30 protein-coding genes are annotated in these 24066 nt (G+C 37.9%); 18 read left to right on the top strand and 12 right to left on the bottom strand.

The window, feature by feature from the left end:
• Positions 1-18 precede the first annotated feature (18 nt).
• The 4 genes from BQ3481_RS11035 to BQ3481_RS11020 are packed head-to-tail and all read left to right on the top strand — an operon-like array spanning position 19 to position 2018.
• Entirely contained in the window at positions 19-366 is a 348-nt protein-coding gene (locus BQ3481_RS11035) for a 50S ribosomal protein L18e (RefSeq protein ID WP_157928304.1), read from the top strand.
• Positions 359-841 (top strand): 50S ribosomal protein L13, encoded by a 483-nt coding sequence (locus BQ3481_RS11030; RefSeq protein ID WP_255408312.1) that lies wholly within the window; start codon positions 359-361, stop codon positions 839-841. The genes BQ3481_RS11035 and BQ3481_RS11030 overlap by 8 nt, the downstream gene beginning before the upstream one ends.
• On the top strand, positions 841-1284 hold the full coding sequence (rpsI, locus tag BQ3481_RS11025; protein WP_157928303.1) for a 30S ribosomal protein S9: 444 nt from the start codon (positions 841-843) through the stop codon (positions 1282-1284). Before BQ3481_RS11030 ends, rpsI begins: the two co-directional genes overlap by 1 nt.
• A gap of 11 nt (positions 1285-1295) precedes the next feature.
• Positions 1296-2018, top strand: coding sequence for a nucleotidyltransferase family protein (locus BQ3481_RS11020; RefSeq protein ID WP_320410708.1), 723 nt, complete (start codon positions 1296-1298; stop codon positions 2016-2018).
• Here the strand turns inward: BQ3481_RS11020 and leuD are convergent.
• From leuD to BQ3481_RS11000, 4 genes are read right to left on the bottom strand one after another with little or no spacing between them, the layout of a single operon-like run.
• Positions 2015-2584 (bottom strand): 3-isopropylmalate dehydratase small subunit, encoded by a 570-nt coding sequence (leuD, locus tag BQ3481_RS11015; RefSeq protein ID WP_157928301.1) that lies wholly within the window; start codon positions 2582-2584, stop codon positions 2015-2017. The two genes, BQ3481_RS11020 and leuD, sit on opposite strands and share 4 nt — an antisense overlap.
• A 1-nt stretch (position 2585) precedes the next feature.
• Positions 2586-3998 carry a 3-isopropylmalate dehydratase large subunit gene (gene leuC, locus BQ3481_RS11010; RefSeq protein WP_157928300.1) on the bottom strand — a complete coding sequence of 471 codons (1413 nt, stop codon included), beginning with the start codon at positions 3996-3998 and terminating at the stop codon, positions 2586-2588.
• 48 nt (positions 3999-4046) lie between these two features.
• Positions 4047-4529, bottom strand: coding sequence for a LeuD/DmdB family oxidoreductase small subunit (locus tag BQ3481_RS11005; protein WP_157928299.1), 483 nt, complete (start codon positions 4527-4529; stop codon positions 4047-4049).
• Complete coding sequence (locus tag BQ3481_RS11000) at positions 4526-5797, bottom strand: 3-isopropylmalate dehydratase large subunit (protein ID WP_157928298.1); 1272 nt, start codon at positions 5795-5797, stop codon at positions 4526-4528. Before BQ3481_RS11000 ends, BQ3481_RS11005 begins: the two co-directional genes overlap by 4 nt.
• Before the next feature lie 73 nt (positions 5798-5870).
• On the opposite strand from BQ3481_RS11000, the gene BQ3481_RS10995 reads away from it, so the two are divergent.
• Both BQ3481_RS10995 and BQ3481_RS10990 read left to right on the top strand, forming a co-directional pair.
• Positions 5871-6641: a coenzyme F420-0:L-glutamate ligase gene (locus BQ3481_RS10995; RefSeq protein WP_157928297.1), complete on the top strand. Its 771-nt coding sequence runs from the start codon at positions 5871-5873 to the stop codon at positions 6639-6641.
• Between the two features lie 41 nt (positions 6642-6682).
• The gene (locus BQ3481_RS10990) at positions 6683-7234 is read left to right on the top strand and encodes a hypothetical protein (protein WP_157928296.1); all 552 of its coding nucleotides are present in this window, start codon (positions 6683-6685) and stop codon (positions 7232-7234) included.
• A gap of 176 nt (positions 7235-7410) precedes the next feature.
• Here the strand turns inward: BQ3481_RS10990 and BQ3481_RS10985 are convergent, their stop codons facing one another.
• Positions 7411-7581 (bottom strand): hypothetical protein, encoded by a 171-nt coding sequence (locus BQ3481_RS10985; protein ID WP_157928295.1) that lies wholly within the window; start codon positions 7579-7581, stop codon positions 7411-7413.
• The gene (locus BQ3481_RS10980; protein WP_157928294.1) at positions 7578-8036 is read right to left on the bottom strand and encodes an IS200/IS605 family accessory protein TnpB-related protein; all 459 of its coding nucleotides are present in this window, start codon (positions 8034-8036) and stop codon (positions 7578-7580) included. The genes BQ3481_RS10985 and BQ3481_RS10980 overlap by 4 nt, the downstream gene beginning before the upstream one ends.
• A 213-nt stretch (positions 8037-8249) precedes the next feature.
• On the opposite strand from BQ3481_RS10980, the gene BQ3481_RS10975 reads away from it, so the two are divergent.
• Positions 8250-9284: a S16 family serine protease gene (locus tag BQ3481_RS10975; RefSeq protein ID WP_157928293.1), complete on the top strand. Its 1035-nt coding sequence runs from the start codon at positions 8250-8252 to the stop codon at positions 9282-9284.
• 83 nt (positions 9285-9367) lie between these two features.
• Entirely contained in the window at positions 9368-9898 is a 531-nt protein-coding gene (locus tag BQ3481_RS10970) for a hypothetical protein (protein WP_157928292.1), read from the top strand.
• Here BQ3481_RS10970 and BQ3481_RS10965 read toward each other — a convergent pair.
• From BQ3481_RS10965 to BQ3481_RS10955, 3 genes are all read right to left on the bottom strand, one after another.
• Positions 9891-10325, bottom strand: coding sequence for a hypothetical protein (locus BQ3481_RS10965; RefSeq protein ID WP_157928291.1), 435 nt, complete (start codon positions 10323-10325; stop codon positions 9891-9893). The two genes, BQ3481_RS10970 and BQ3481_RS10965, sit on opposite strands and share 8 nt — an antisense overlap.
• A 93-nt stretch (positions 10326-10418) precedes the next feature.
• A complete protein-coding gene (locus BQ3481_RS10960; protein ID WP_157928290.1) occupies positions 10419-11384 on the bottom strand; it encodes a 2-oxoacid:ferredoxin oxidoreductase subunit beta in 966 nt (321 codons plus the stop codon).
• Positions 11374-13287, bottom strand: coding sequence for a 2-oxoacid:ferredoxin oxidoreductase subunit alpha (locus tag BQ3481_RS10955; RefSeq protein WP_157928289.1), 1914 nt, complete (start codon positions 13285-13287; stop codon positions 11374-11376). The genes BQ3481_RS10960 and BQ3481_RS10955 overlap by 11 nt, the downstream gene beginning before the upstream one ends.
• Positions 13288-13673: 386 nt before the next feature.
• On the opposite strand from BQ3481_RS10955, the gene BQ3481_RS10950 reads away from it, so the two are divergent.
• Entirely contained in the window at positions 13674-14636 is a 963-nt protein-coding gene (locus BQ3481_RS10950; RefSeq protein ID WP_157928288.1) for a 2-hydroxyacid dehydrogenase, read from the top strand.
• Between the two features lie 24 nt (positions 14637-14660).
• On the opposite strand, the gene BQ3481_RS10945 is transcribed toward BQ3481_RS10950, so the two are convergent.
• Positions 14661-14873, bottom strand: a complete 213-nt coding sequence (locus BQ3481_RS10945) for a hypothetical protein (protein WP_157928287.1) — start codon at positions 14871-14873, stop codon at positions 14661-14663.
• Between the two features lie 454 nt (positions 14874-15327).
• Between BQ3481_RS10945 and BQ3481_RS10940 the strand changes: the two genes are divergently transcribed.
• From BQ3481_RS10940 to BQ3481_RS11995, 3 genes are all read left to right on the top strand, one after another.
• On the top strand, positions 15328-16650 hold the full coding sequence (locus BQ3481_RS10940) for an NAD(P)/FAD-dependent oxidoreductase (protein WP_157928286.1): 1323 nt from the start codon (positions 15328-15330) through the stop codon (positions 16648-16650).
• Between the two features lie 39 nt (positions 16651-16689).
• Entirely contained in the window at positions 16690-16821 is a 132-nt protein-coding gene (locus BQ3481_RS11920; protein ID WP_255408311.1) for a hypothetical protein, read from the top strand.
• A 193-nt stretch (positions 16822-17014) separates the two neighbouring features.
• Positions 17015-17335: a type II toxin-antitoxin system PemK/MazF family toxin gene (locus BQ3481_RS11995; protein WP_157928581.1), complete on the top strand. Its 321-nt coding sequence runs from the start codon at positions 17015-17017 to the stop codon at positions 17333-17335.
• A 448-nt stretch (positions 17336-17783) separates the two neighbouring features.
• On the opposite strand, the gene BQ3481_RS10930 is transcribed toward BQ3481_RS11995, so the two are convergent.
• Positions 17784-18185 carry a carbonic anhydrase gene (locus BQ3481_RS10930; RefSeq protein WP_231911802.1) on the bottom strand — a complete coding sequence of 134 codons (402 nt, stop codon included), beginning with the start codon at positions 18183-18185 and terminating at the stop codon, positions 17784-17786.
• 100 nt (positions 18186-18285) lie between these two features.
• Here BQ3481_RS10930 and BQ3481_RS10925 point away from each other — a divergent pair, with 100 nt between their 5' ends.
• The 6 genes from BQ3481_RS10925 to BQ3481_RS10900 all read left to right on the top strand — a co-directional run bounded on the left by BQ3481_RS10925 (position 18286) and on the right by BQ3481_RS10900 (position 22771).
• Positions 18286-19338: a zinc-binding dehydrogenase gene (locus tag BQ3481_RS10925; RefSeq protein ID WP_157928285.1), complete on the top strand. Its 1053-nt coding sequence runs from the start codon at positions 18286-18288 to the stop codon at positions 19336-19338.
• A 169-nt stretch (positions 19339-19507) separates the two neighbouring features.
• Positions 19508-20557 carry a zinc-binding dehydrogenase gene (locus BQ3481_RS10920; RefSeq protein WP_157928284.1) on the top strand — a complete coding sequence of 350 codons (1050 nt, stop codon included), beginning with the start codon at positions 19508-19510 and terminating at the stop codon, positions 20555-20557.
• Between the two features lie 108 nt (positions 20558-20665).
• Positions 20666-21214 carry a hypothetical protein gene (locus BQ3481_RS10915; protein ID WP_157928283.1) on the top strand — a complete coding sequence of 183 codons (549 nt, stop codon included), beginning with the start codon at positions 20666-20668 and terminating at the stop codon, positions 21212-21214.
• A 358-nt stretch (positions 21215-21572) separates the two neighbouring features.
• Positions 21573-22016 carry a Fic family protein gene (locus BQ3481_RS10910; RefSeq protein WP_157928282.1) on the top strand — a complete coding sequence of 148 codons (444 nt, stop codon included), beginning with the start codon at positions 21573-21575 and terminating at the stop codon, positions 22014-22016.
• 321 nt (positions 22017-22337) lie between these two features.
• On the top strand, positions 22338-22481 hold the full coding sequence (locus tag BQ3481_RS10905; protein WP_157928281.1) for a hypothetical protein: 144 nt from the start codon (positions 22338-22340) through the stop codon (positions 22479-22481).
• 2 nt (positions 22482-22483) lie between these two features.
• Positions 22484-22771 carry a type II toxin-antitoxin system RelE family toxin gene (locus tag BQ3481_RS10900; RefSeq protein WP_157928280.1) on the top strand — a complete coding sequence of 96 codons (288 nt, stop codon included), beginning with the start codon at positions 22484-22486 and terminating at the stop codon, positions 22769-22771.
• 314 nt (positions 22772-23085) lie between these two features.
• Here BQ3481_RS10900 and BQ3481_RS10895 read toward each other — a convergent pair whose 3' ends face one another.
• Entirely contained in the window at positions 23086-24045 is a 960-nt protein-coding gene (locus BQ3481_RS10895) for an Ig-like domain-containing protein (protein WP_157928279.1), read from the bottom strand.
• Positions 24046-24066: the final 21 nt, after the last annotated feature.

Genomic DNA, 24066 nt, shown 5'->3' with positions numbered 1-24066 from the left:
AAGTGGGCATTATTACACATGACTAACCAGATTGTTATTCAAATGGTGAAGACCTTGCGTGTAGCTTCAAAGAAGAACAATGCACCCATATGGGAAAGGTTAGCAGATCTGGCGTTAAAACCAACCAGAGCAAAAAGAACAATGAATTTAGGCCAACTGGACAAATTTGTATCAGACAATGATGTTGTCATAGTACCAGGCAAGATACTAGGAACTGGCAACCTCTCACACAAAATAACATTATGCTCATTTTCAATATCAACTAGCGGTGCAAAAAAAATAACCCAATCAGGCGGAAAAATATCAGATATATCTCAGATTATCAAGGATCACCCAACTGGAAAAGGAGTAAAAATAATTGGCTAAACAAGTTACTGAAGTAAAATCATCAGAAAAGAATACAGCAGTATCACAGACAATCATAGTTGATGGAACAAACATGATTGCAGGCAGACTTTGTTCCCATGTTGCAAAACTACTCATAAAAGGAAACAGAGTATCAATTGTCAATTCCGAAAACATCATGATTTCAGGAGACAGAAAAACAATTATCGAGGAATATAGAAAATTTTTGGAAATTGCAAGTATCAATAATCCTAAATTTGGTCCATTTCACCCCAGAAGACCGGATACCATGATAAGTAGAATGGTACGAGGAATGCTACCAAAGAACAAGCCGTCTGGTAAAACAGCTTTGAAAAGATTAAGAGCTTATCTTGGCGTACCAAATGAATTAAGATCAAAGAAAACAACGCAGTTTGATGACGCTAAAATTAGAAGGCCTTCTCCATATTATACAACTCTGGGAGAACTAGGAAAAATGGTCGGGTGGCACGAATAATGGTAAAATTAGAAAGCTATTATGCATCTAGAAAGACCGCACGTGCACATGCATATATCACAAAGGGTGTAGGTCGTGTGAGAATTAACAACATTCCAGTAGAAATGGTTCAACAAGAAGTAGCACGAGAAATCATGCTAGGCCCCTTGGAGGTTGCAGGAGATCTCAGAAACAAGATTGATCTTTCGGTAAAGGTCAAAGGTGGAGGTTTTGTAGGACAATCTTACGCTAGTGCAATTGCAATTTCAAGAGCAATGACAGGCTGGACAAAATCCAGAAAGGAACCAAAAGATCATCCACTCACAAGAACAGTAAGAGAAGACCTTAGAAAACGATTGAGTGAATTTGACAAGCACCTGTTAAGCGGAGATGACAGAAGAAAGGAACCAAAGAAATTTGGAGGTCCTGGTGCACGAAGAAGAAAACAGAAATCATATAGATAGATTTGAAAGCTGTGATTTTGGCAGGAGGCCGCGGAACACGCGGACGGCCATTCACAGATTATATTCCAAAAGCAATGATTCCAGTCAATGGAAGGCCACTGGTCTATCACATTGCCAAGTACCTTTCCAAGTTTGACATAATTGATGAGATAATCATACTAGGTAATTTTACAGGTATTGGAAAACAGATAGAGAAATACTTTGAAAATCACATCTCGTTTAAAAAAACTATAAAATTCATACAAGATTCACAGAGTGGAACAGGAGGAGATCTTGTTCACTTGAGATCGGCCCTTGGTGAAAGCAAAGAATTTCTCTTATGGTTTGTTGATAACTTGTGCCCAGTCGACATAAGCAAGATGTATCAATTTCACAAGGATTCCAAGACACATGCTACAATAGCTGTGAGAAGATATAGAAAGGAAGAGACAGGATTCGCAATAGTCAAGAACGGGATAATTCATGAATTCAAGGAAAAACCTATAATTGAATTACAGATGGCAGAGTGTCTCGGAATATACATAATAAATTCCAGAATAATTAACACAATAAAGACCAAAAGCCAACAAAAAAAAGATCTGAATCTTTCTTATGATATTTTACAACCATTATCCAAGAGAGGAAAAATTGCGGCGTATGACATAGGAAAAATTCAGTGGTTAGACATTGATTCACCTACACGTGTTGAAAGAAACAAAGAATTGGTTAATTCAATAATAAAGAAACTCGGCTAGATTTTGTGAGATCTTTCATAGATCATAATCTTATCTTCATGTAGCAATGTCATTGCAATATCATCCAAGCCCTCAAGTAGGATTTTTTTTCGGTATGGTTCTATGTGAAACAAGATTGGCACATTGTTTACCAATATGGATTGGCCCTCCAAATCTACTTCAATTTCAGATTTTGTAGAGAATAATTTTTGTAGTGTCTCATCAGAGACCCGTATTGGGAGAATCCCATTTTTGAAACAGTTATTGTAAAAAATATCAGCAAACGATGTAGAGATTATCACCTTAAAACCATAGTCATCAAGGGCCCATACTGCGTGCTCTCGGCTAGAACCACAACCAAAGTTATCTCTTGCAAGCAGGATCTTGGAGTTTTTGTATGCAGGATCATTTAAGACAAAATCTTTTCTCGGGGTGCCCTTTTCAAACCTCCAGTCGTAAAACAAGTATTGACCAAATCCAGTTCTTTGAATTAGTTTTAGAAATTGTTTTGGCACTATCTGATCAGTGTCAACATTTACCTTATCAAGTGGTGTAGCAATGCTTTTTATTTTTTGAAATGGTTGCATTCTAATTCAAATCCAATTCCCTTACATCTACAAAATGTCCATGTATTGCAGCTGCTGCTGCCATCACTGGACTGACAAGATGTGTCCTTCCCCCAGTACCTTGTCGTCCCTCAAAGTTTCTATTGGAGGTACTTGCACATCTTTCTCCTGATGCCAGAATGTCAGGATTCATGCCAAGACACATGCTGCAGCCAGATTCTCGCCATTCAAATCCAGCATCTTTGAATATTTTATCAAGGCCAATCTCTTCTGCATTTTTCTTTACAAGTTGAGACCCTGGTACCACCATTGCCCGTACTCGTGATGAAACCTTTTTCCCTTTTACAACTTTTGCAGCTTCCATCAAGTCTTCTAATCTTGAATTTGTGCATGAACCAATGAATACCCTGTCAATTGCAATATCAGTAATTGCCATACCAGCCTTTAGATTCATGTATTGGAGAGCTTTTTCTGCACCCTTTTTCTCCTCAGAATTTCCTTTTCCATATTCTTCTGGGAATGGGACAACGCCAGTAACATCAGTTGTCATTGCAGGATTTGTACCCCAACTTACTTGGGGAGCAATGTTTTCTGCACTGAGTGTAAAGGATTTATCAAATCTTGCTCCGCTGTCTGTTTTCAAGGTTTCACGCCATAGACTTGCATACTCATCATAATTTTTCGGGGCATATTTTCTTCCTCTAAGATATTGGTATGTCTTTTCATCAGGAGCAATCAATCCAGCACGTGCTCCTGCCTCAATAGACATGTTACAGACTGTCATTCTCTGTTCCATGGTTAATTCAGATATTGTTTCACCGCGATATTCAATCACGGTTCCTGTTCCCCCAGATGTTCCAATTTTTCGAATAATTGAGAGGATGATATCCTTTGCAGTTACAGCGTGTGGGTTCTTTCTCTTTCCATGAATGTTAATTTCAAAAGTCTTTGGTTTTTCCATCATTATACATTGAGTTGCCAATACATGTTCAACATCACTTGTACCTATTCCAAATGCAAGTGCTCCAAAGGCACCATGTGTAGATGTGTGACTGTCACCACAGACAATAGTTGTTCCAGGAAGAGTTATCCCTAATTCTGGGCCTATGACATGTACTATGCCTTGATTTGGGCTGTGAATGTCAAAGAGAGTAATTCCAAATTCCTTGCAGTTTCTTTCCAGTGCTTTAATTTGAGTTGATGATGTCTGATCTATAATAGGTAATGATCTATCACTAGTAGGCACATTGTGATCCATGGTGGCAAAAGTAAGATCAGTGCGCCTCACTGTTCTCCCATTAAGGCGTAAACCATCAAAAGCTTGCGGAGAGGTAACCTCGTGAACAAGATGCCTGTCAACATAAAGTAATGATCTTCCATTTTCTTCTACAACAATATGCGAATCCCAAATTTTCTCAAATAATGTCTTTGACATTTAGATCATCATAATCAAGATCGGAGATATAATAGTATAAGATTCAAACTAGGGTTTGTAATTGAATAATCCACCGGCTTCTATTATTTTGCCGATTAGTTCTGGAAAAGGCTTCATTTTGTATATCTTGTTCTTTGTCACATTTTTAATCTCGTTTGTAGATATGTCAACTTCAAGTAAATCAGTATCAGAGATGTTCTTGTATGCATCCTCATCTATCTCAATTGGGAGTAAAAAGGCTCCATCTACTGCATTTCTGTAAAATATTCTTGCAAAAGACAGGGCCAAAACTGCCTTTATTCCAGAATAAGATAATGCTATTGGAGCATGTTCTCTAGAAGAGCCGCATCCAAAATTTCGTCCTGCAACTATGAAATCACCAGGCTTGACACGCTTGTGAAAGTCCTTATCCAATCCCTCCATAGCGTGTGTTGCCAACTCTGCATAATCATGAATCTTCAGATAAGGACCGGGTAGGATTACATCGGTATCTATATTGTCACGTTCATATTTTATTACAGAGCCCTTCATTTTAGGTCCCTCGGATCAGTTATTTTTCCTGTAACAGCAGATGCTGCTGCAACAAGAGGTGATGCAAGATATGTCTGCGATTCTACATGTCCCATCCTTCCTGGAAAATTTCTATTTGTCGTACTGATGCAAATTTCATCTTTTGCCAATACACCCATGTGAGCACCACAGCAGGCACCGCATGTAGGAGGTCCTACAACCGCTCCAGCATCCATGAAAATTTTCAACAGTCCAGTATCCATCGCTTTTCTAAATATCGACATTGCTGCAGGCAATATTTCGGTTCTTATCTTTACCGTTCTTCCTTTTAGAATTTTTGCGGCAGCTTGTAAATCTTCTAGCTTTGCGCCAGTACATGAACCAATGTATGCCTTGTCGAGTTCTACAGAAGATAGATCTCTTGCAACAACTGTATTTGCAGGTGAGAATGGTTTTGCTACAACAGGTTCCATTTCAGAACCTTCATACTCGTAAATTTTTTCATATTGTGCATCTGTATCACCATGAACTTCGTCATATTTTGTAACCCCTCTTGCTGCAAGATATTCTCTTATTTTTAGATCTGGCTCTACTATACCACTTTTGGCACCTGCTTCTGTTGTCATGTTTGTCAAAGTCAATCTACTTTCAACGGACATTTCAGATATGCCCGTTCCACCAAACTGCATAGTTTTGTATGCCGCCCCATCAGTTCCAATATCACCAATTATTTTCAATATCAAATCTTTTGCCATCACATGATCTGGAAGTTTTCCATTAATCTTAAAGAATAATGTCTCAGGCACCTTGAACCATATTTTTCCATTCAATAAGACATATGCAACATCTGTATGCCCAAGACCTGCTGCAAATGCACCAAGAGCTCCGGTTGTATTTGTATGAGAATCTCCTCCAACATATACTTCTCCTGGGAGCACCATTGCTTCTTCATGTGATAAAGTATGACAGATTCCATACTGGCCCATGCCATATTTGAAATGTCTCTTGATTCCAAATTGTTTTGTAAAGTTTGTTAATAGCACAACATTTTGTGCAGATATCTTGTCAGCTGCAGGTACAAAATGGTCTTCTGCAACCCACACTCTCTCCGGATCCCATACTTTGTCAATCACCATTCCTTTCTTTCTCAATTTCTCAAATACTGCCAGTACACCTGGTCCTGATACATCGTGAACCATCACCTTATCCACATTGACAAAGACTACATCCCCTGGTGAAACTTGTGTCTTACCGGAAGCACGAGCTAGAATCTTTTCAGTAATGTTCAATAGTGAAAATCAACTTGGAAGAAATTAAAATGTTTGCAGAACGCTAAATAGTGATTATCATCTAAAAGCATACATGTCACTTACAGTTTTGCCCATAAAATCCACATTGAAAAAAGAACCATTCCATTTGTTTGAAAGCATAGTAGAAGATCTAGTAGATGCTGGCATTGTTCCCCAAAATGGTGATGTTATTGTAATTTCAAGCAAGTATATTGCAAACTCACAGGGAAGAGTTTTGGAATATAGTAAGATAATACCTTCATCCAGTGCAAAAAAAATTGCCAAGAGATTCCGCATGAGACCAAGCATTGTAGAGACAATCCTGAGAGAATCAGATACAATATTTGGCGGAATTCCAGGATTTGTAATAACATCGTCAGATAATATCATGGCGCCAAATGCAGGAATAGACAAGTCCAATACAAAAAGTGGAACCCTGGTTTTATATCCAAATGAGCCATACCTTGGAGCAGAACATCTTAAAAGAAAATTTCTACTAAAGTATAATGTTCATGTTGGCATAATTATTGCCGATAGCAGGCTAATGCCTGGCAGAATTGGAACTGTTGGAGTTGCAATAGCATGTTCAGGCATAGAGCCCACGTTTGACCTCAGGGGAGAAAAAGACTTGTATGGAAATGCCCTCAAAGTCACTTTCCAGGCGGTTGCAGACGATCTTGCATCAATTGCAAATCTAAAGATGGGAGAGGGCTCAGACGCAACTCCATGTGTACTGATTAGGAATTCAGATGCGATAATTACTGACAGGAGTATAAGAGAGAATGAGATGGCAATTTCGTATGAACAGTGTGTCTATGTTCGTGGACTAGGAACAAGAATTTAAAACAACTATAGTTTTAATAGAGCTAAAATGGACGCCAAGCTATGGTAGAGTTTCTTACTAGATATCCCAAGACAATGCATTTTCTGGACGGTAAGAGAGACAAGGTCAAGGTGGATACAAAAGGAGTTGAGCAACTCACCATAGTCGTAAAGAAAAGTGTGGAAGAAATGCTAAAAATTTTCTCTAATGAAGGTTTTACTCACGTAAAGTTTGAACACAAGCAAGAAACGCAGATCGGTAGCGGCCTTTCATTGAAGCTGAAAAAACCATGGGAGATGCATGTTAGGCTTTTAGAAATGAAAAAAGGCCTTGTTGCAATTCAAGCAGAGGTAGAGGTTTCACGTGACTATCTGCAACATCTTTTTTGTCAGAGAACCCCAGTATTTTATGAGATAGAGACATTGTTAAAAAAACACCAGATAGAATACAAAATTTGGAATGATCGAATAAGAAAATATGTCAGCACGGTTATTGATAACTATAAAATTAAACTTGCAACTCCAAGTTTTCCAGTATTAGCATGGAAACCCATGGTATATGTAATTTCAACAATAGGCGGATTGTATCTTTTCAAGTATTTAATGACAGTTTAAAACATCAAGCTGGATAAAAAGCAAAATCATTTTACTTGTTTACAATATTATTTTCCATGACAATTCAAGATTATCGTCATATCACACAGATTGCTTTCGAAAATAACAATCGCTTTGTTTTCAAATTTTAAAAACAGGATTATTGTTTACGTAATTTTGTTGCAGGCTCTGTCGGGTTATAGAGACCTAGTCTCTGATACCAACTTGCTTCCATCTACTTGCAGGATTGCTGGCTGAATATATTCCAGATTCCCGTTCACCGCTTCTTCTGAAAGCCCTCTAGGATGGCAAAACCTACTCCACCCCTTGTAAGATATGTTCATGGATGCGATTACATCTCTGTTCATTGATCTCTTACAATTATTGCACAACAATTTTCGTCTGTGAAACCTTCCTCTTGGAGTTTGCCTCCGCATACTGGACAGAGTTGGCTTGTGCGTTTAGGATCTATGAATTGTACTTGAATTCCTTCCCATTCTGCTTTATATTTTATCTGTCTTTGCAGTTCATAGAATGACCATGAGTTTAATTTTCTTCGATATTGATTTCCCTGACCATTTCCCTTTCTGTATAATTTTCTGATGCCTTTGATATCCTCCAGCACAATCATTGACTTGGATTGTTTTGCTCTTTGTATGATATCTTTTGATATCTTGTGAAGATGTTGCTGTATGCGTCTTGAATGCCTATTTCCAAGTCGTTGCTGAAAATGTCTCTTTACTCTTACATCGAACCTCTTGAAAGATGATATTACATGAGATGTATTTTCTTTTATTGAAAGTAGCTTGTTTGTCTTGTACATTACAGTTCCATCATTGATTGTATATCGTCTGGAAATGCATAACTCTGTTTTATTGATTTTACTGCCATATTGATTTCTCTTTGTTTTTCAATTAAATACCATATAGAGGGAATTTGTATTAATTATTTGTGATAGGTCTTTGATAACCCGACAGAACCTTGTTGCATAAAATTTAAATTTCTATTTTTCCATCATTGCGGTGAAACTAAAACCATGCGTCCCATAAAACCAAGCATAATCATAATATCATGTATGATTTTGATTGGAACGTCTACCATTTGGCATTTCCTCCAAGCATCTGCACAGGAACCCGCAATTCCAAGCTGGGTAAAAAACACTGTAAAGTGGTGGTCACAAGGTCAGACTACCGATTCAGATTTCTTGCAAGCCATACAATATTTGATCGACAACAACATACTTCAGGTTTCTAGTCGGCCTACCCAATCAAACTCTGTTGGCAACATGTCAGGAGTTTCAGGTAATCAACTTGCTGTAAAACTAGACGATTTACAAACTAGATATGATACGCTTGAAACAAAATACAATTTACTAGTTCAACAGGTAAGAAATCTTGGCGATCATTCATCAAATATGAATGATAACAATGCAACAATATCTGCTGTTGCAGTAAGCCCAGTGATTCAAAGTGATGGCTTTTTTGAGACTACGACATATCAGGGGGCAGTACTCAAAATTACAGTAGATGTCAGAGATGGTACAGGACTTGTTTTGGTAAATACAGCCATTCCAACAGGAGTGGATTTTCAGACCTCGGCAAAGACAGCAGTAACAGTAGCCCACAACATTACCGGAATTGATCTATCCAAGAAAGATGTTATTTTTTCAATCAGTACTGGAAATAATCAAAACCTACAGGCAGTGGATGGGGGCAGTGCAGGAGGTGCCATGACAGTTCTTCTCATCTCAGACATACTTGGCAAATCCATAAACAGCCAAGTATTGATGACAGGGACCATTCAAGCAGATGGAACAATAGGACCAATCGGTGCAGCTGCAGAAAAAGCAGATGCGGCAGGACAATTTGGTGCAAAGATCTTTCTAGTTCCGCAAGGACAAGGTGTAATGCCAGTTCAAACATGTAATAAGACAAACGAGGGCCCTATCATCTATCAAACATGTACTACAGAAGAAAAACCACTTTCTCCTGCAATGGAAAGTAAGTATGGAATGCAAGTAATTGAGATAAACACCATCCAAGATGCGTTAAAGTATTTCAATTCATCCTGATAATCCGATTTGTCGGAATAATTACACCAAATAATCTTTCCAGCAGTGAACCTTTAATTAGAAATTTTCATCATCATCTGTAAATGAGCACGCCAAAGCTTCCACTTTCCTTGAAATTTTATGGTATTTCCCCATGGGAGTTGGAGGTTCTCTATAGTCTATTACACAATTTATTCAACGTACAAGAATATCCCAATGCAGCACAAGAAGAAGATTTTACAACTATGATCGACGTTACATATCCACTAGCGTTCAATGAGATTTTTTTCAAACAATTTGGAGTTGCGCGGTGGGACAAGATGAAGGGCATCATAAAAGAGATGAAGCGACGGAGGGGAGGAGGAAAAAGTTTACGTGTATACATTAGATTCAGTGCAAACCCAGACATTGTATTTATGATAGATCTTGATAACAGACATTCGTTTGATACTGCGGTAGACAAGATAGATTTTGTGTTGGAGCTATTGCCGTATCATTTAGATCCAAATAAAATTCCAAAAGATATTACGCAAGTTTCATATCAATTTGATGACATGACTGGAAGATGGAACATTAATGCTAATTCAGAAGACCAAACATATCACTTTGCAGAAAACGAATGGAAAATTATTTGATTTCTTTTTCCAAAGGTTCTAGCATGGATTGTAATTCACGGTATTTTTTTTCAATAAAATCTATGGATTCTTCCAATTTTTTGGATTTACCATACTTGTATCGGATAAGTTCTCTATGTCTCCAAAAGTTCTTTCCCTCTCCAACAGATAGTGTGCTAAAATAATCAGGGCCCTTCAGGCTATCAGGAATTTTTACATTATAAGGAAAAAGAAATTCTGCCATAAACCATTCGTCGCCATCAGGATAATCAGAACCCGTATCGATGTCAAAAAAAAGATGCAAGATGTTTGTTTGCATCAGTCCATCATCTCTAATTGTAGGATGTTTTATATTTGATTTTTTAAAATCTAGTTTTACAAGGTTTGGTTCGAAATATCCATCGATGATAGATTTTCGAAATATTTTGTTTACTTCTTCCAGATTCAAACTAGAACTATTCTTTTTTAGAACATGCTAATAACTTATATCATTATTAGAAACAGAAAATCTAACAAATTAGGTTTGGATGGCTAGCAAGAACTAGATTTCTAGTGTATCCAGCATTTTAGATATATCAGTCAGCGACTTGCCTGCATGTGAAATCTCTTGGTATGCAGGAGGATTTTCAAGATAGTTTGGAATCCTTTCTGACATTCGCTCGTCATACGGTGCAATTATTTCATTTTTGTAGAATATGCCAGTAGGAATTTTTGAATCCCATTCATTTGATTTTATCAAGGCTTGAGTTAGTTTTTCATTTTCTTCGTCAGGTGAATCAATATGAACAAATGCATCATAGCCAGTATCTTCAAGTTTATAGATTCTTGGCCTAGGCTTGTTAGTCATCTCATCAATGTTATCCATTCCTGAAAACCAATCTCTGGTATTGATATCATTGTAAGTTGGGCAGGGTTGTAACACATCAAGAAATGAGAGTCCCCTATGTTTTACTGCCGCAATTATTAGATCCTTTAGTTGTCTGACATCATATGCATATCCCCTTGCAACAAATGTGTATCCACTTGCAATTGCTAGTGCGATTGGATTTACTGACTGGTTAACATTTGGCTCTGGGAGAGACTTTGTCTTCAATCCTAGTTTGAGTGTAGGTGATGCCTGTCCCTTGGTCAGACCATAAACTCCGTTGTTGAATATAATGTATGTCATATCCACATTTCTTCTACCGGCTGCAACAAAATGTCCTGCACCAATTCCCAACCCATCTCCATCTCCACCTACCGCAACTACCGTCATCTCAGGATTTGCAAGCTTTGCGCCTTGTGAAAATGGTAATACTCTGCCATGTAAAGTATGGACACCATAAGTGTTAAGGTAATGAGATGTCTTGCCAGAGCATCCTACACCAGAAAATACTGCAGCTTTGTGTCGTGGGATTTCCATTTCTGCAAGAGCCATTTGAATTGCATTTACTATCCCAAAATCCCCACAACCAGGACACCAGTCATTGTGGACTTCGGTTTTGTAATCAGCTACATTAGACACCATATGTTAACACCTGTTTTTTCTCTGCCTTGTTCTCAATAATCTTTTTGATGGAATCAAAAACTTCATTACAAGTAATCGGTCTTCCTGTGTATTTTAATATGTAATAGTCAACTTTTCTGTTTAAATATTCATTAATCAACGAACCCATTTGCCCGGATTGATTTGCTTCGATATCAATTATTGTCTTGACTCCAGAAAGTAATGATTGAACATACTGGGTCGGAAATGGGTGTAGCATTTTAATCTGAATAAAGCCAACATCAAGCCCTTCTTTTTTAAGCATATCAAGAGCATCCAAGATTGGACCCTTTGTAGACCCCCAGCTGAGAATGCAAAAGTCCGATATGCCATAATTTGTAGCCTGATCTTCTTTAGGTATTTTTTCCAATGCAACCTCGAGTTTGTGAGCACGTTTATCCATCTTGTAGATACGATTTTCAGGGTCTTCGGATATATGCCCGACTTCATCACTCTCGTCTCCAGTATTCCAGAATATGCCATTTTCAAGCCCTAGTCTTGATCTTGGCGATATCCCGTCTGGAGATGGTGTAAATCGTTGATATCCAGGTTCTCCAATTTTTTCCAATAGTTTTCCGCGTTCTATTGTTATTTTTGTAGAATCAAATCTCTTCACGGTTGAAACCGTGCTTGCAATAAATTTGTCCATCATGTGAATTACTGGAATTTGATAAACATCGGCAAAGTTGAAACATTTTGCAGTATCATAAAACCCCTCTTCAGTATCCCCGGAGGCATAGACAATTCTTGGAAAGTCACCATGCCCAGCATGTATTGCAAATTGTAGATCATCTTGTCCATGTCGTGTAGGAAGACCCGTTGAAGGACCACTTCGTTGGTATAAAGTTACAACTATTGGGACTTCATTTATCCCAGCCCAGCCAAGAGCTTCTGCCATGAGAGAAAAGCCAGGTCCAGAGGTACTTGTAGAAGATCTAGTCCCAGTCAGGGCAGAGCCAATAACCATGCCAATTGCAGAAATTTCATCTTCTGTTTGTACAACCAATGTAGATCCAGGTCGATTGTTTTCTACCTCAAAAATTTCATTTGATTCCAAAAATACGCTTTCGTCTGATGCAGGTGTGATTGGATAATATGATTGGAATCTACAACCACATGCTATTTTTCCAAGACTTGTTGATTGAAAACCTTGAACCAGCATAGTATGATCCTCTTTTGGAATTTGTGATAACTGATACCGGAATTTGGAATATTTTACAGTGGCAAGATTATAAGCATAGTTTGCCGCAATTTTATTCATCTCTGCAATATCGGCTTTTCTTGAAAATATCGAGCCTACTGATTTCAATAATGTTTCCGGCGGTAGTCCCAACAGTCCAATTGATACAGAGACAGCAAGAACATTCTGCATGCGAAACATGCCGCGTATCTTGGGGTTTTTGGTTTCATCGGAAAGATTAGCCAAGATTTCTTTGAAAGATACAGGATATAGAGTGATTCCTCTTTCCTTGGACTCGTCAAGCAATCCCTGAATAGTAAATGGTTTGTTTTTGGATGCAAGGTATTTTTTTAGACGTGCCTTGAATTGTGCATCAAGAGTAGGAACCTCATCAACCTGCATTGCAACCAAGTTAGATTCGTACACTATGGCACCATCATCGAACACTTCATTGGCATGCCTGAATAGTGTCTCAGCATCATAACCTACAAGCATTGTAATTCCACTCACATTTGATCGGATTGTTTTGTCAGAGACTCGGACTCCAAAGTAACTATGCTCGCCTTTTATATTGGAATAATATTCTCTTTTCCCAAATATTTTGAGGCCACAACCAGCGCATGCACCAGCAAAGATATTTGCAGCGGTTTCGACACCACCACCTTGAGGACCACCAATAACCCAGGTTAGATCAATAGAAGACATGTCGGATCTAAACGCTCATCAAATATTAATAATACTATAAATGCGCAGTCTAATTGACGGGATACACATATCCCACGACTTGGCAGTACTCCATAAATTCAAATACAAAAATTTATCCGCCTGTAGCTGCATCAAATAATGCACATTCACATTTGTCACGTTCCCCGCAAAATGGACATACGCATACACATTTTTCTATAGGATTTCTACATTGTACACAAATAGCAAACTCTTCTTTGTGTTTCAACTAGATATTGATTATCAGGATTAATTATAAATGAGTTGTTGTAACAAAACTAGGTCAATTCCGTGTTCAATCTTACTGGTTATCATTAACTTTTTGCCATAAAATACGCTTAAAATTGCCATGTGTCATAACAAAATAGTTGAAGATTCTGCTTACACGAAAACTTCATGATTTTGCCATAAAGGAGCTAAGAAGAAAGTATGATGTAGAAATCCATACAGGAAGCATCCCAATTCCAAAAAAACTGCTAATATCAAAAATCAGGGACAAGGACGGTCTTGTTTGCTATCCTTATGACTCGATAGACTCAGATGTGATCAATTCAGGAACCAAACTCAAAGCAATTTCCACATACAGTGTGGGTTATGACCACATAGATACCAAGACTGCTGCAAGAAGAGGCATAATCATAGGATATACTCCAGAGGTATTGACCAGAGCCACAGCAGATCTTACTATGGCTTTGATGCTATCTCTTTTTAGAAGAATACCAGAAGGGGACAAACTTATTCGAGACGATAAATGGAGAGCAATTTTTGGTCCATACGAGTTTCTTGGAACCGATTTATACAAGAAAACTTTGGGCATTTTTGGAATGGGAAGAATAGGCAAGGCAGTGGCAAAAAGAGCTTCTGGGTTTGAAATGGACATAACATATCATAACAGAACTAGATTGACAAAAAAAGAAGAAGAAAAACTTGGAGTAAGATATGTATCATTAGATAACATGTTTAGAACCAGTGATGTCATTAGCATACACGCACCGCATACCACACATACACATGAAATTGTGAATTTAAAATTATTTAGCAAAATGAAAAAGACTGCATTTTTGATCAATACATCACGCGGAAAAATAATAAATGAAAAAGATCTTGTCATTGCATTAAAGAGAAAAATGTTTGCAGGAGCCGGTCTTGATGTATTTCAAAAGGAACCAATTGATTCTAAAAATCCCCTCACAGAGATGGATAATGTCATATTAACACCTCATAGTGGAAGTGCTACCACAGAGACAAGAAAAAAAATGGCTGAAATTGCAATCAAGAATTTGATACTTGGACTATCAGGTAGAAAACCAATCTACCAAGTCAAAATATAACACAGTCATAATCGAGTTTGCAGATTAGAGCTCAATCAAGTCGTCAGGATTCACTTTGATACAACTGGTACCCACCGGTTTTAAACCAGTAAAACTAATTGTTCCCTGCGGGACTTTGCCTTCCCTTTGCAATAACTCTAATTTTTCGGTAAACGTATTTTTGTGTATATCACATGTCACTCCAACCATATATTCCCCATCACCTGATTTTACAGAAATTACAAATTCTGGTGGCATTGGACAATCCCGTCCTTTTTTTCGAACAGAGCAATGTTCTGGAAACACGAGTTTATTTTTTCATTTTAGAATATTAATCTATAAGATAGGCTCTTTTGCCATGTAGATACCCGATAGCTTTGAACTAAAAAGGCGCCAGTATGCATGGTTTAAAAAACTGGTGTGTAATTCTTCTAGTTTTCAGCACGGATTTTGAATTTTGCGTGACCCACCAAAGGAATTAATCAGTCAGTTTAGTTCTCAAGTAATGAAAAAATTTGAATCCGATGGGAATCCAGTCAGGAATAGAAAGTGCAAAAGGAGACCAATGTCATTCTCCAATGTAGATAATCCTAGCAAGACTCATTACAAAGATGGTATAAAAAATTTGTTGTTTGTTGACTTATTGTGAAAATCAGAATTGGTACCATCAGAAAGTGTCAATCATTTTATACTTTAGGATAAGCTGAGATTTATGATCTTACAAGATTGGTGGTTTACCACGTTATTAGGGATCAAGGAACCTATCAGAGAACCAGTAAGAGGTCAAATAAAAACAGATGTGTTGATAGTAGGTGCGGGAGCCGCGGGTCTTGCAGCTGCACTTCGTCTTGTTGGATCAGGAAAAAAAGTTGTGTTGATTGACAAGAATATTTGTGGCGGAAGCTCTACTGGCAAGAGTGCAGGTTTTCTAACTCCTGATAGTGAGCTTGAATTATCGCAATTGTTACGAAAGTACGGTACAAAGGGTGCCAAGGATTTGTGGGGGGTTGCTTCAAAAGGAGTTGAGATAATGGTAGATAACATCAAAAAACACCAGATAGAATGCGACCTACAAGTTCAGGACTGTCTATTTTTGGGAAAAGGTGCAAGTGGATGGAAGGATGTACAAGACGAGGTAGAGTCACGTGAGAAACTGGGTTATTCCAGTAAAGTATATCGAGAATCAGAGGTGCCATCCGTGATTGGATCAAATGCATATTCTGGGGCAATTCGATACACTGGAACATATGGAGTCAATGCCCTTTTGTATGCACAGGGAATCAAGCAGGTTCTTTTAGACAATGGTATAGAGATCTATGAATCATCGGAAGTGCTTTCTTGGGAGGGCCATACCGTTCGCACACATCTTGGCTCTGTAACTGCAGACAAGATCATTTTTTGTATAGACAAGCCAAAACCTGAGATTACAAAATATCATGAGAGTGTATACCATGCTCAGACTTTTCTTTCCATTAGTGAACCCTTGGGGGACGATGACATTGCAAAACTTTTCCCACAAGGACCTCTCCAATGCTGGGACTCGGACCTTGTCTACACTTATTTTCGTCTTACAGGTACAAAACGGCTACTAGTTGGTGGTGGAAACATGTTAACAACTTATGCAAAAAATGATACCACAGCACCTCGTGTCATAGATCATGTCATAAATGAACTAAAAGAGAAAATTCCAGTAATCCGACCTCTTAGATTTATCCAGTACTGGCAGGGACGCATAGACATGACTAGAGACCTTATTCCTACAGTGCTTGTAGACCCAGAGCATCCTTGGACTCATTTTGTTCTTGGTTGTGTTGGTCTTCCATGGGCTACCTTTTGTGGAGATTTTGCCGCACGAAATGTTCTTGATGACAAGGAATTAGATAGTGAAAAATTTTATAGATATTTTTCGCCGACAAGAAAGTTCTTCCTTCCATTGTGGCTGGAACATATTCTTGGCAAAAAAATTGTATTTACCGTAAACAATGCTTGGGCAAAATACAGGCAAAAGGACCCAAAAGCTGCCGAGTCATTATGATGTCTTATGTGGTCAACCATACGGTCGGAAAGGATGATTATGACTAAACATAAAAATCTCAAGTTTGATACATTTGATGGGTTTACAAGCCTGTGGAAAACTGTGATAAAACCTACAATTCAAGGTGTGGATACCAGCAAAGACTCGAAGATATTTTGTCTAAAGTATTAAGTATAGGACGATGATGATAATTGATATGCAACGACCCGCAGATGAAAAAAAGCCGACCGTTTCCTTGGGAATTCCAGAGAACGAATCCATAGTAGATGCTGAACGGGACCTGGATGAACTTGCAAAGAGTTAAGAATTCTATATCGATTCTATTCCGTTGTTGAACTGACAGTTTAATCTCAAACCCCGCGATATTGTTCAAGCAGATCCGGAATATGAGGATCAGAAAGAACAGAAGGTGAAGCCATTGCTAGTCATATCAAGGCCTCTTTTCCATCAAAACAGCCGCTTCTTTATTTCGCTTGGAATTACTACCAATCAGGAAAAGGATCCTCATCTCATTCCGGTGACTGGCAAGGACACAATGTTCCTCCTGCAAGAAAGATCACAGGTAATGTGCAAAAGAATCGTGACTGTATCTCAAAGCAGGATAGTCAGGAAATTAACTGAGGTAACACCCAACTTCTATTCAGTCGTTATGAAAAAGATAAGGGACGACATTATAGAATTCTGATCGCATCAAAACCCATCTTCATTAAGTATGGCTTGATGGGATGGTGGCTTTTTGGCCATGATTTGAAACCCTAAAAGTGCTGGGGGTGGGTTTGGTCAAATTTGTTTAATACCCGAACGAAAAAGACCTTCAAAAAATATGATTTCAGATCGTCTTATTTTATGTGTTAGTAATTCTGGCAGGCCTTGACATATGTGGTTTGTATCTTATTGATTATCATTCTGTGAACGAAGTCTGTTTTTGAACTTCGAATTTCGTGGTTTTGTTCTAAGCATATATCCACAACATGGACATTTTCTTCCCTCCCAGAAAAGGAAAAGGTCACAAATTTGACACCGCTTTTGTCCTGATCCGTATCTTGTATGACGTAGAATCTTGTTAACCGTTTTGTAACGTATGCAGATACCCCTACATGAAATTAATACCATGTGCTATTACCCTTAAACTCTCATGATACCAATTCAACTTCCCAGTTCTCGTTTATCCAAAGCCCAACTACTTTGACTGGAAGATTCCAAGACTTGATGATCTCTGATGCTTTTCTGATGTGATTTAGATGCTCATCTTTTGTGACAGGGTTACCCGCACAACCATGATGTCCTGCAATTGCCACGATGTCAGATCCATGTGCATTTATCGACACCATGACATTGGATTTTAATTGTTCTATTTTGTCTATGTTTGTCTCAGAAAGTATCCTATTAACCCCAGGCGCTGTTATGGTATCTACATATGATACAGAATATCTTTCCTTTAACCAATTTAAAACAGGTGATTGTACTCTACCGTCTATACAATTAATTGCAGTACCAAACTGACTATCCTTCATCACTGTATCCGAGGATTTCATAATCACACAATAATTTTTTGTCAACGATTAAACTAGTAGCAAGACAAAATAGTACATCGTAAACCTCCTACACAAATAACAGTTCAGAATGCATGGGATTGTGAAAGCAGTAGTATACGAATCATATGCACCAAATGATGACTACAAATCAATACTGAAAGTAAAAGAGATTAACGAACCAAAGGCAAAACCAAATGAAGTTATAATAAAAGTAAAAGCGGCCGCATGTAACTATAATGACATATGGGGAATGAGAGGAAAACCAGTTCCTGTTCCTCTACCGCATATTTCAGGCTCTGATATTGCAGGCGATGTAGTGGAAGTTGGTAATGAAGTACAAAACTTGAAGATTGGAGACAGGGTAGTGTCTCATTCTAACTTGTCGTGTAGAGTATGCCAAGCTTGTACCGATGGAAGAGAGTTTGACTGCACGAACAGAATGGTCTGGGGATTCCAGACAGGTCCATTGTGGGGAGGTTTTTGTGAAATGACACATCTTCCTGAAGTCAATGTTGCAAAGATTCCTGAAGGAGTAAGCTATGATGAAGCTGCAGCAGCATCCATGACATTACTTACATCCTGGCATATGCTAGTAAGTAGAGCAAAGATTCGCCCTGGTCAGGTAGTTCTTATCATGGGTGGAGGTTCTGGCGTAGGAACTTTTGGGATTCAAATTGCAAAACTATACAATTGTGTTGTAATTTCAACAGGAAGTCCAGATAAATTAGACAAATTAAAACAATTAGGAGTTGATTATGCAGTAGACCACAGAAAAGCAGATTGGACAAAGGAAGTAAGACAGATTGCAAAACCATTTGGCGGAATTGATATTACATTTGATCATATTGGTCAGACTCACTGGAATGATCAACTAACCTTGCTCAAATATGGTGGAACACTAGTGACTTGTGGAGCAACAACCGGTTATGATGCAAAGACTGATTTGCGTCATATCTTCTTTAAAGGAACTAACATCTTGGGTTCTACACAAGGAACAAAGGCAGAATTAGAACAAGGACTGTACTGGATGAGTAAAAAGAAAATTAAAGCAATCATAGATTCTGAATATATCTTTGAAAATGCCGCAGAAGCACATACTAAGATGCTTATCGGCAAGGGGTTGTTTGGAAAGATATTGTTAAAACCAAGCTGATTATTTTTAGATTAAGATTCTGGACTATGCCATGCAAAAACCCCAACAGAGTTTTGAATTATCTACTTTCATTTAATATATTAGAAAACGAAGTTGACATTCGTGTAGCAAAACAATGTAAGACAAAGTAAACTTACTAAATATGATGTAGTTAAGAAACCTCCAAAATATGAAAGCTGCCGTGTTTCGTGAGATAGGTAGAGAACCTTCTAAACTTTTAAAGATTGAAGATATAGAGACTCCGAAGATAAAACCAAATGAGGTCTTGGTAAGAATAGAATCAGCTGCGTACAATTATGATGATCTCTGGGCACTCTATGGATATCCGATAAAGGTTCCAATGCCACACATTTCAGGTAGTGATGCGGCCGGTACTGTGATGGAAGTTGGAGAAGATGTCACAAAATTTCAGACTGGCGATAGGGTGGTCATACACCCAAATCTTAGCTGTAGGGTATGTAATGCATGCAATTCTGGAAGAGAATACGATTGTGACGATAGACTTGTTTGGGGATATCAAACAGGACCTCTGTGGGGAGGATTTTCACAGTATACCCATATGCCTGATACCAATCTTGTAAAGATTCCAGATAATCTCTCGTTTAAAGAAGCTGCTGCAATTGCCATGGTCGGTATGACATCATGGCATATGCTAGTTGGCAGGGCAAAGATCCAGCCTCGACAGACAGTTTTAGTCATGGGGGGAGCCAGCGGTATCGGCATGGCAGCAATCCAGATTGCAAAGATTTTCAATTGTACAGTTATTGCAACTGCAGGTAGCAAAGAAAAAATTGAAAAATGTTATTCGTTAGGAGCAGATTTTGTTGTCAATCATAGATTGGATGACTGGGACAGAAAGATTAGAGAGATTACTAAAAGAGCTGGAATCGATGTGGTAATTGAACACATAGGCAAGACCCATTTTCCGATAGAGATTAGGCTTCTAAGAAAAGGCGGTACTCTTGTATCTACAGGTGCTACCACGGGCTATGATTCTACAATAGATCTGAGATACCTTTTCTTCAAAGGCATAAACATTCTAGGTTCCACGCAAGGAACAAAGGCTGAGCTTGAGGAAGTAGTATATTGGACTAGTAAGGGGAAAATCAAGCCCCTAATAGATACAATTTTACCTTTTGGTCATGTTGCCAAAGGGCTTGAGATGATGAAAAATGGATCTCATTTTGGAAAGATACTCCTAGCCCCTCAAAAGATATGATAATTAGAACTAGAATACGACAGTTAATGACAAAAGGTAATTTCTACAAACGTATTGAATTGGAAAGATCTACCTCTACTTTTTATTATACGAAATGGAGGTACACTAGTGAAAAATACTAACGACGATCATGCAAAGAAGAAAACCGAGACAGTTACTTTTAGATTATTGTCAAAACTGGTTGAGGAGTTGAAAAAAGAAGCAGAGTTAGAGAAGATCAATCTAAACGCATTTGTCTCCAAGATACTCTCAGGCCATATGAAATGGGGCAGATATGAAAGAAAGATCGGACTCTTACCAATGACAAAACCATTTGTAAAAGATGCCATAAATCGTATGACTGAAGAAGAGATTGTAAATCTAGCACATAAAATAGAAAAGGATGATTTTACAAACATTCTTGTCTTCACCAAGGGGGATCAAGGTATAGATGAGTTTATCGAGATACTGCATTCTTGGTTAAATGTGGCATATATGCAACACTATATAGAAAAAGGAAGTGACTCGTTCCATTTTACAATCCAACATGACCTTGGAAAAAAATGGTCATTGTATGTCAAGACAATGGTATCAGAACTTGCCCATGATGTACTGGGAAAAAAGATCCAGATAAAGACTACGGACAGTACCGTCTCCCTTGTGTTTCCCTTGGACTGATTCCTTGGTTATTGATCTCTTGTTTGTATAAATGTAAATTTGCTTTAGTCATATGAGTGATAGTGCATTGATAGACTAACTCTGTTGCACTTTAGACATAATTTTTCGTCGCTCTCTATACATTTAACACACTTGCTAAGAATTGTTAATTCATCACCACATTTTCTGCATGACTCATTTGCACTCATTTTGGAACAGTCACTATTCTTGAAATTTATTAATAAATAAGTAGCAAAACAATGTGTACAAACTTCTTCCCACGCAAATGATCTACAAAACCTTTGATGTGTATCTTGATTGTAGTTCAAAACCGTAACACATTCTTTCAACCCTTAAATCACATCATCTAAGGGAAACATTGTATGACATCAAACAAGATAATAATGAACTGGATAATCAATATTTAATTGACATAAATGAGAAAATTCTCAAAAGACATACGAGAATAAAGAAAGTCAAGGTATACATCGAGACTACTAAAAATATTGATCTTGTAATTCCGAAAGTAAACAGTGTGGGTAATTCTGGAAATAGAAAAGAAGATTTGATTGAAAAAGCAGCTTGCATAATGACTGTTATTCCCTGGGCTCAAGTGTTCTTTGATGGTAATAGAAGAACTGGAATTATCGCTGCAAGTAAATTTCTATATGATAACGGATATGAATTAGAAATTGATCCAGACAACGAGAATTTGGAGTTAAGATGCATGTTAAGTGAGATCAAGAAACAAAACAAAACCTTAAACCAAAGCATTATGAAACAGTTGTCTTTTTATATTTCAAAAAGAATTAAACCATTATGAGTCCAAAAGATGAGAAAATCACCAATGAGCTCATTGAAAAGTACTCTAAACTTTTAGATGATCTTGCTACTGATGACTGATTTCTAAACTGTTTCCATATCTAAAACAGATAAGATACATTCCAAATGACCGTTTAACTAATATTTTAAAGTGAGAAACTAAGACAAGTATACTAATTTCTATGCGTTTACATGACTCGTACCTTTGATGGGTTTTGACACTAGCTGTTACACAAATCAAAATTAGGGCATGTGCAGGTTCATTCAAGAATGGACTGGATGATCTATAAAGCCTTTTTAGAACCTATGAAGATTGTATAGTATGCAACGAACTGCCAAGGACAAGCCTGAGCTCAGCCCGAAAGTTGAAAAGATATTGGAAGATATCGATATGGGCAAGGTTAAAACCAAGCGATATAATGTTGACGAGTTTCTAGATTTTGTGGACAAGGTAGTTTCTGAATAATTTTGTGGCAAATCGACTTTGATTCCTTTAGCATAGAAAAGAAACTGAAGAAATTCAAATCTGACAAGATGGTAATTACAAACTTTAAGAGGATTGTAGTTGAACTGGCCAATTCTGAAAATCCAAGAAAGATGGGAGAACTAAAACATGGAAGGTACCGCTACTGTTATGGCATCCATGTAACAAAATCGCATACGCTACTTTACAGGATCTTCGAGGAAAAGAAAATCATCCAACTAGTTGACCTTGATGACCACAAGAATCTCTATGGCAGAGACAACAGTGCATGAATATGTCATTACAAATTGGGTGATAATGAACGTCACCCATATGCAAGTGGGTCAAGATTCTGTTGGATACAATTGCAGAAAGCCAAGAATTGGACATCGTACAAGCTCTGAAACATCTGTGTTTTAGGGAGGATTCAGCACCTAAGATTTGAAACCCTGTGAATGGATTCTGACATGCTTCTTTTTGATGTAGGGGGATCCGTTCGTAAATGATTCGAAACCCAAAAAATATCGGAGGAACCTTGAGACCTTTGATAGGCATTACAACATTAGTTTCACATCCACTAAGGGATCTTGTGAATCAGTTTAACACCCTAGTCTTCGTGATTTTTCCGATTGTTGCCATTTCCTAGGTGTTTACCATTATCATGATGTTCACCATTACCTGGATTATCGCCATTATTCAGGTCATCGCCTTGACTGTCATTTTGTTGATTGTTTATGATTCCTGGATTAGACTGAATTTTTTGTATTTCTTGTTCCAGTTGGTTAACACGACTGTCTAGAGCACTATTTTGTTGCTCTAATGTGCTTATCTTATTTTCAATACCAGTAATTCTAGAGATAAGGTCCTGAATCTGGGCAAGCAAGACAAGGAATGGATTTCCGCCAGACTGTGTGCCTGTCTCCTTTACTATGATAGTGACAGTAGCGACATTACTTGTAACAAGTCCATCGGATGCCTCATAGGTAAATGAATCCATACCATAAAACCCAGAGTTTGGAATGTAGGTAAAGTTTCCATTTTGGTTTAGTGATAAATGACCGTTAATGGTATTGGTCACAAGAATAGCTTGCATCTGTCTGTCATTAGGATTTGTATCATTTGACAATACCCCGCTACCACTTACCGAAAGAGTAGAATTTTCATTTATCATATAGGAATCATTTCGTGCAACTGGAGATTGAACTATTTGACCAACTGAAATTGTAACATTTTCTACATTGCTAATTGCAGTACCATCACTTGCAACATATCTAAAGATGTCAGTACCGTGAAAGTTCGGATCAGGAACATAAACAAGGCTACCATTGGCGTTTAGCATCAGTGTACCATTCTTCACATCAGATACAAGTAATGCAGATAATGTCTTTCCATTAGATATATCATTGGCAAGAATACCCGGCGCAGGAATTTCCAAAATTCCATTTTCAAGAATCTTGTAAGAGTCACTTTTTGCCACAGGAGCAGGCAATGCAAACGATGAAGTTGCTGGAAAGATCATCGTGCCTGCAAGGAGAATCAATGCGTACGAGAAATGTTTGTTTAGCACGTTATAAGACTGGAACAAACA

It is taken from the genome of Candidatus Nitrosotalea okcheonensis (assembly GCF_900177045.1).
Lineage (GTDB): Archaea > Thermoproteota > Nitrososphaeria > Nitrososphaerales > Nitrosopumilaceae > Nitrosotalea > Nitrosotalea okcheonensis.
This window is presented reverse-complemented; position numbering and strand designations above follow the sequence as displayed.

Bases quoted from the DNA above. Each gene is read 5' to 3' on its own strand.
- leuC (WP_157928300.1), bottom strand. From the start codon at position 3,998: ATGTCAAAGACATTATTTGAGAAAATTTGGGATTCGCATATTGTTGTA.
- BQ3481_RS11035 (WP_157928304.1), top strand. From the start codon at position 19: ATGACTAACCAGATTGTTATTCAAATGGTGAAGACCTTGCGTGTAGCT.
- BQ3481_RS10920 (WP_157928284.1), top strand. From the start codon at position 19,508: ATGAAAGCTGCCGTGTTTCGTGAGATAGGTAGAGAACCTTCTAAACTT.
- BQ3481_RS10995 (WP_157928297.1), top strand. From the start codon at position 5,871: ATGTCACTTACAGTTTTGCCCATAAAATCCACATTGAAAAAAGAACCA.
- BQ3481_RS10930 (WP_231911802.1), bottom strand. From the start codon at position 18,185: ATGAAATCCTCGGATACAGTGATGAAGGATAGTCAGTTTGGTACTGCA.
- BQ3481_RS10955 (WP_157928289.1), bottom strand. From the start codon at position 13,287: ATGTCTTCTATTGATCTAACCTGGGTTATTGGTGGTCCTCAAGGTGGT.
- BQ3481_RS10960 (WP_157928290.1), bottom strand. From the start codon at position 11,384: ATGGTGTCTAATGTAGCTGATTACAAAACCGAAGTCCACAATGACTGG.
- BQ3481_RS10970 (WP_157928292.1), top strand. From the start codon at position 9,368: ATGAGCACGCCAAAGCTTCCACTTTCCTTGAAATTTTATGGTATTTCC.
- BQ3481_RS10945 (WP_157928287.1), bottom strand. From the start codon at position 14,873: ATGCCACCAGAATTTGTAATTTCTGTAAAATCAGGTGATGGGGAATAT.
- BQ3481_RS10940 (WP_157928286.1), top strand. From the start codon at position 15,328: ATGATCTTACAAGATTGGTGGTTTACCACGTTATTAGGGATCAAGGAA.
- leuD (WP_157928301.1), bottom strand. From the start codon at position 2,584: ATGCAACCATTTCAAAAAATAAAAAGCATTGCTACACCACTTGATAAG.
- BQ3481_RS10980 (WP_157928294.1), bottom strand. From the start codon at position 8,036: ATGTACAAGACAAACAAGCTACTTTCAATAAAAGAAAATACATCTCAT.
- BQ3481_RS10905 (WP_157928281.1), top strand. From the start codon at position 22,338: ATGCAACGAACTGCCAAGGACAAGCCTGAGCTCAGCCCGAAAGTTGAA.
- BQ3481_RS10985 (WP_157928295.1), bottom strand. From the start codon at position 7,581: ATGAACAGAGATGTAATCGCATCCATGAACATATCTTACAAGGGGTGG.
- BQ3481_RS11920 (WP_255408311.1), top strand. From the start codon at position 16,690: ATGACTAAACATAAAAATCTCAAGTTTGATACATTTGATGGGTTTACA.
- BQ3481_RS11005 (WP_157928299.1), bottom strand. From the start codon at position 4,529: ATGAAGGGCTCTGTAATAAAATATGAACGTGACAATATAGATACCGAT.
- BQ3481_RS10990 (WP_157928296.1), top strand. From the start codon at position 6,683: ATGGTAGAGTTTCTTACTAGATATCCCAAGACAATGCATTTTCTGGAC.
- BQ3481_RS10975 (WP_157928293.1), top strand. From the start codon at position 8,250: ATGCGTCCCATAAAACCAAGCATAATCATAATATCATGTATGATTTTG.
- rpsI (WP_157928303.1), top strand. From the start codon at position 841: ATGGTAAAATTAGAAAGCTATTATGCATCTAGAAAGACCGCACGTGCA.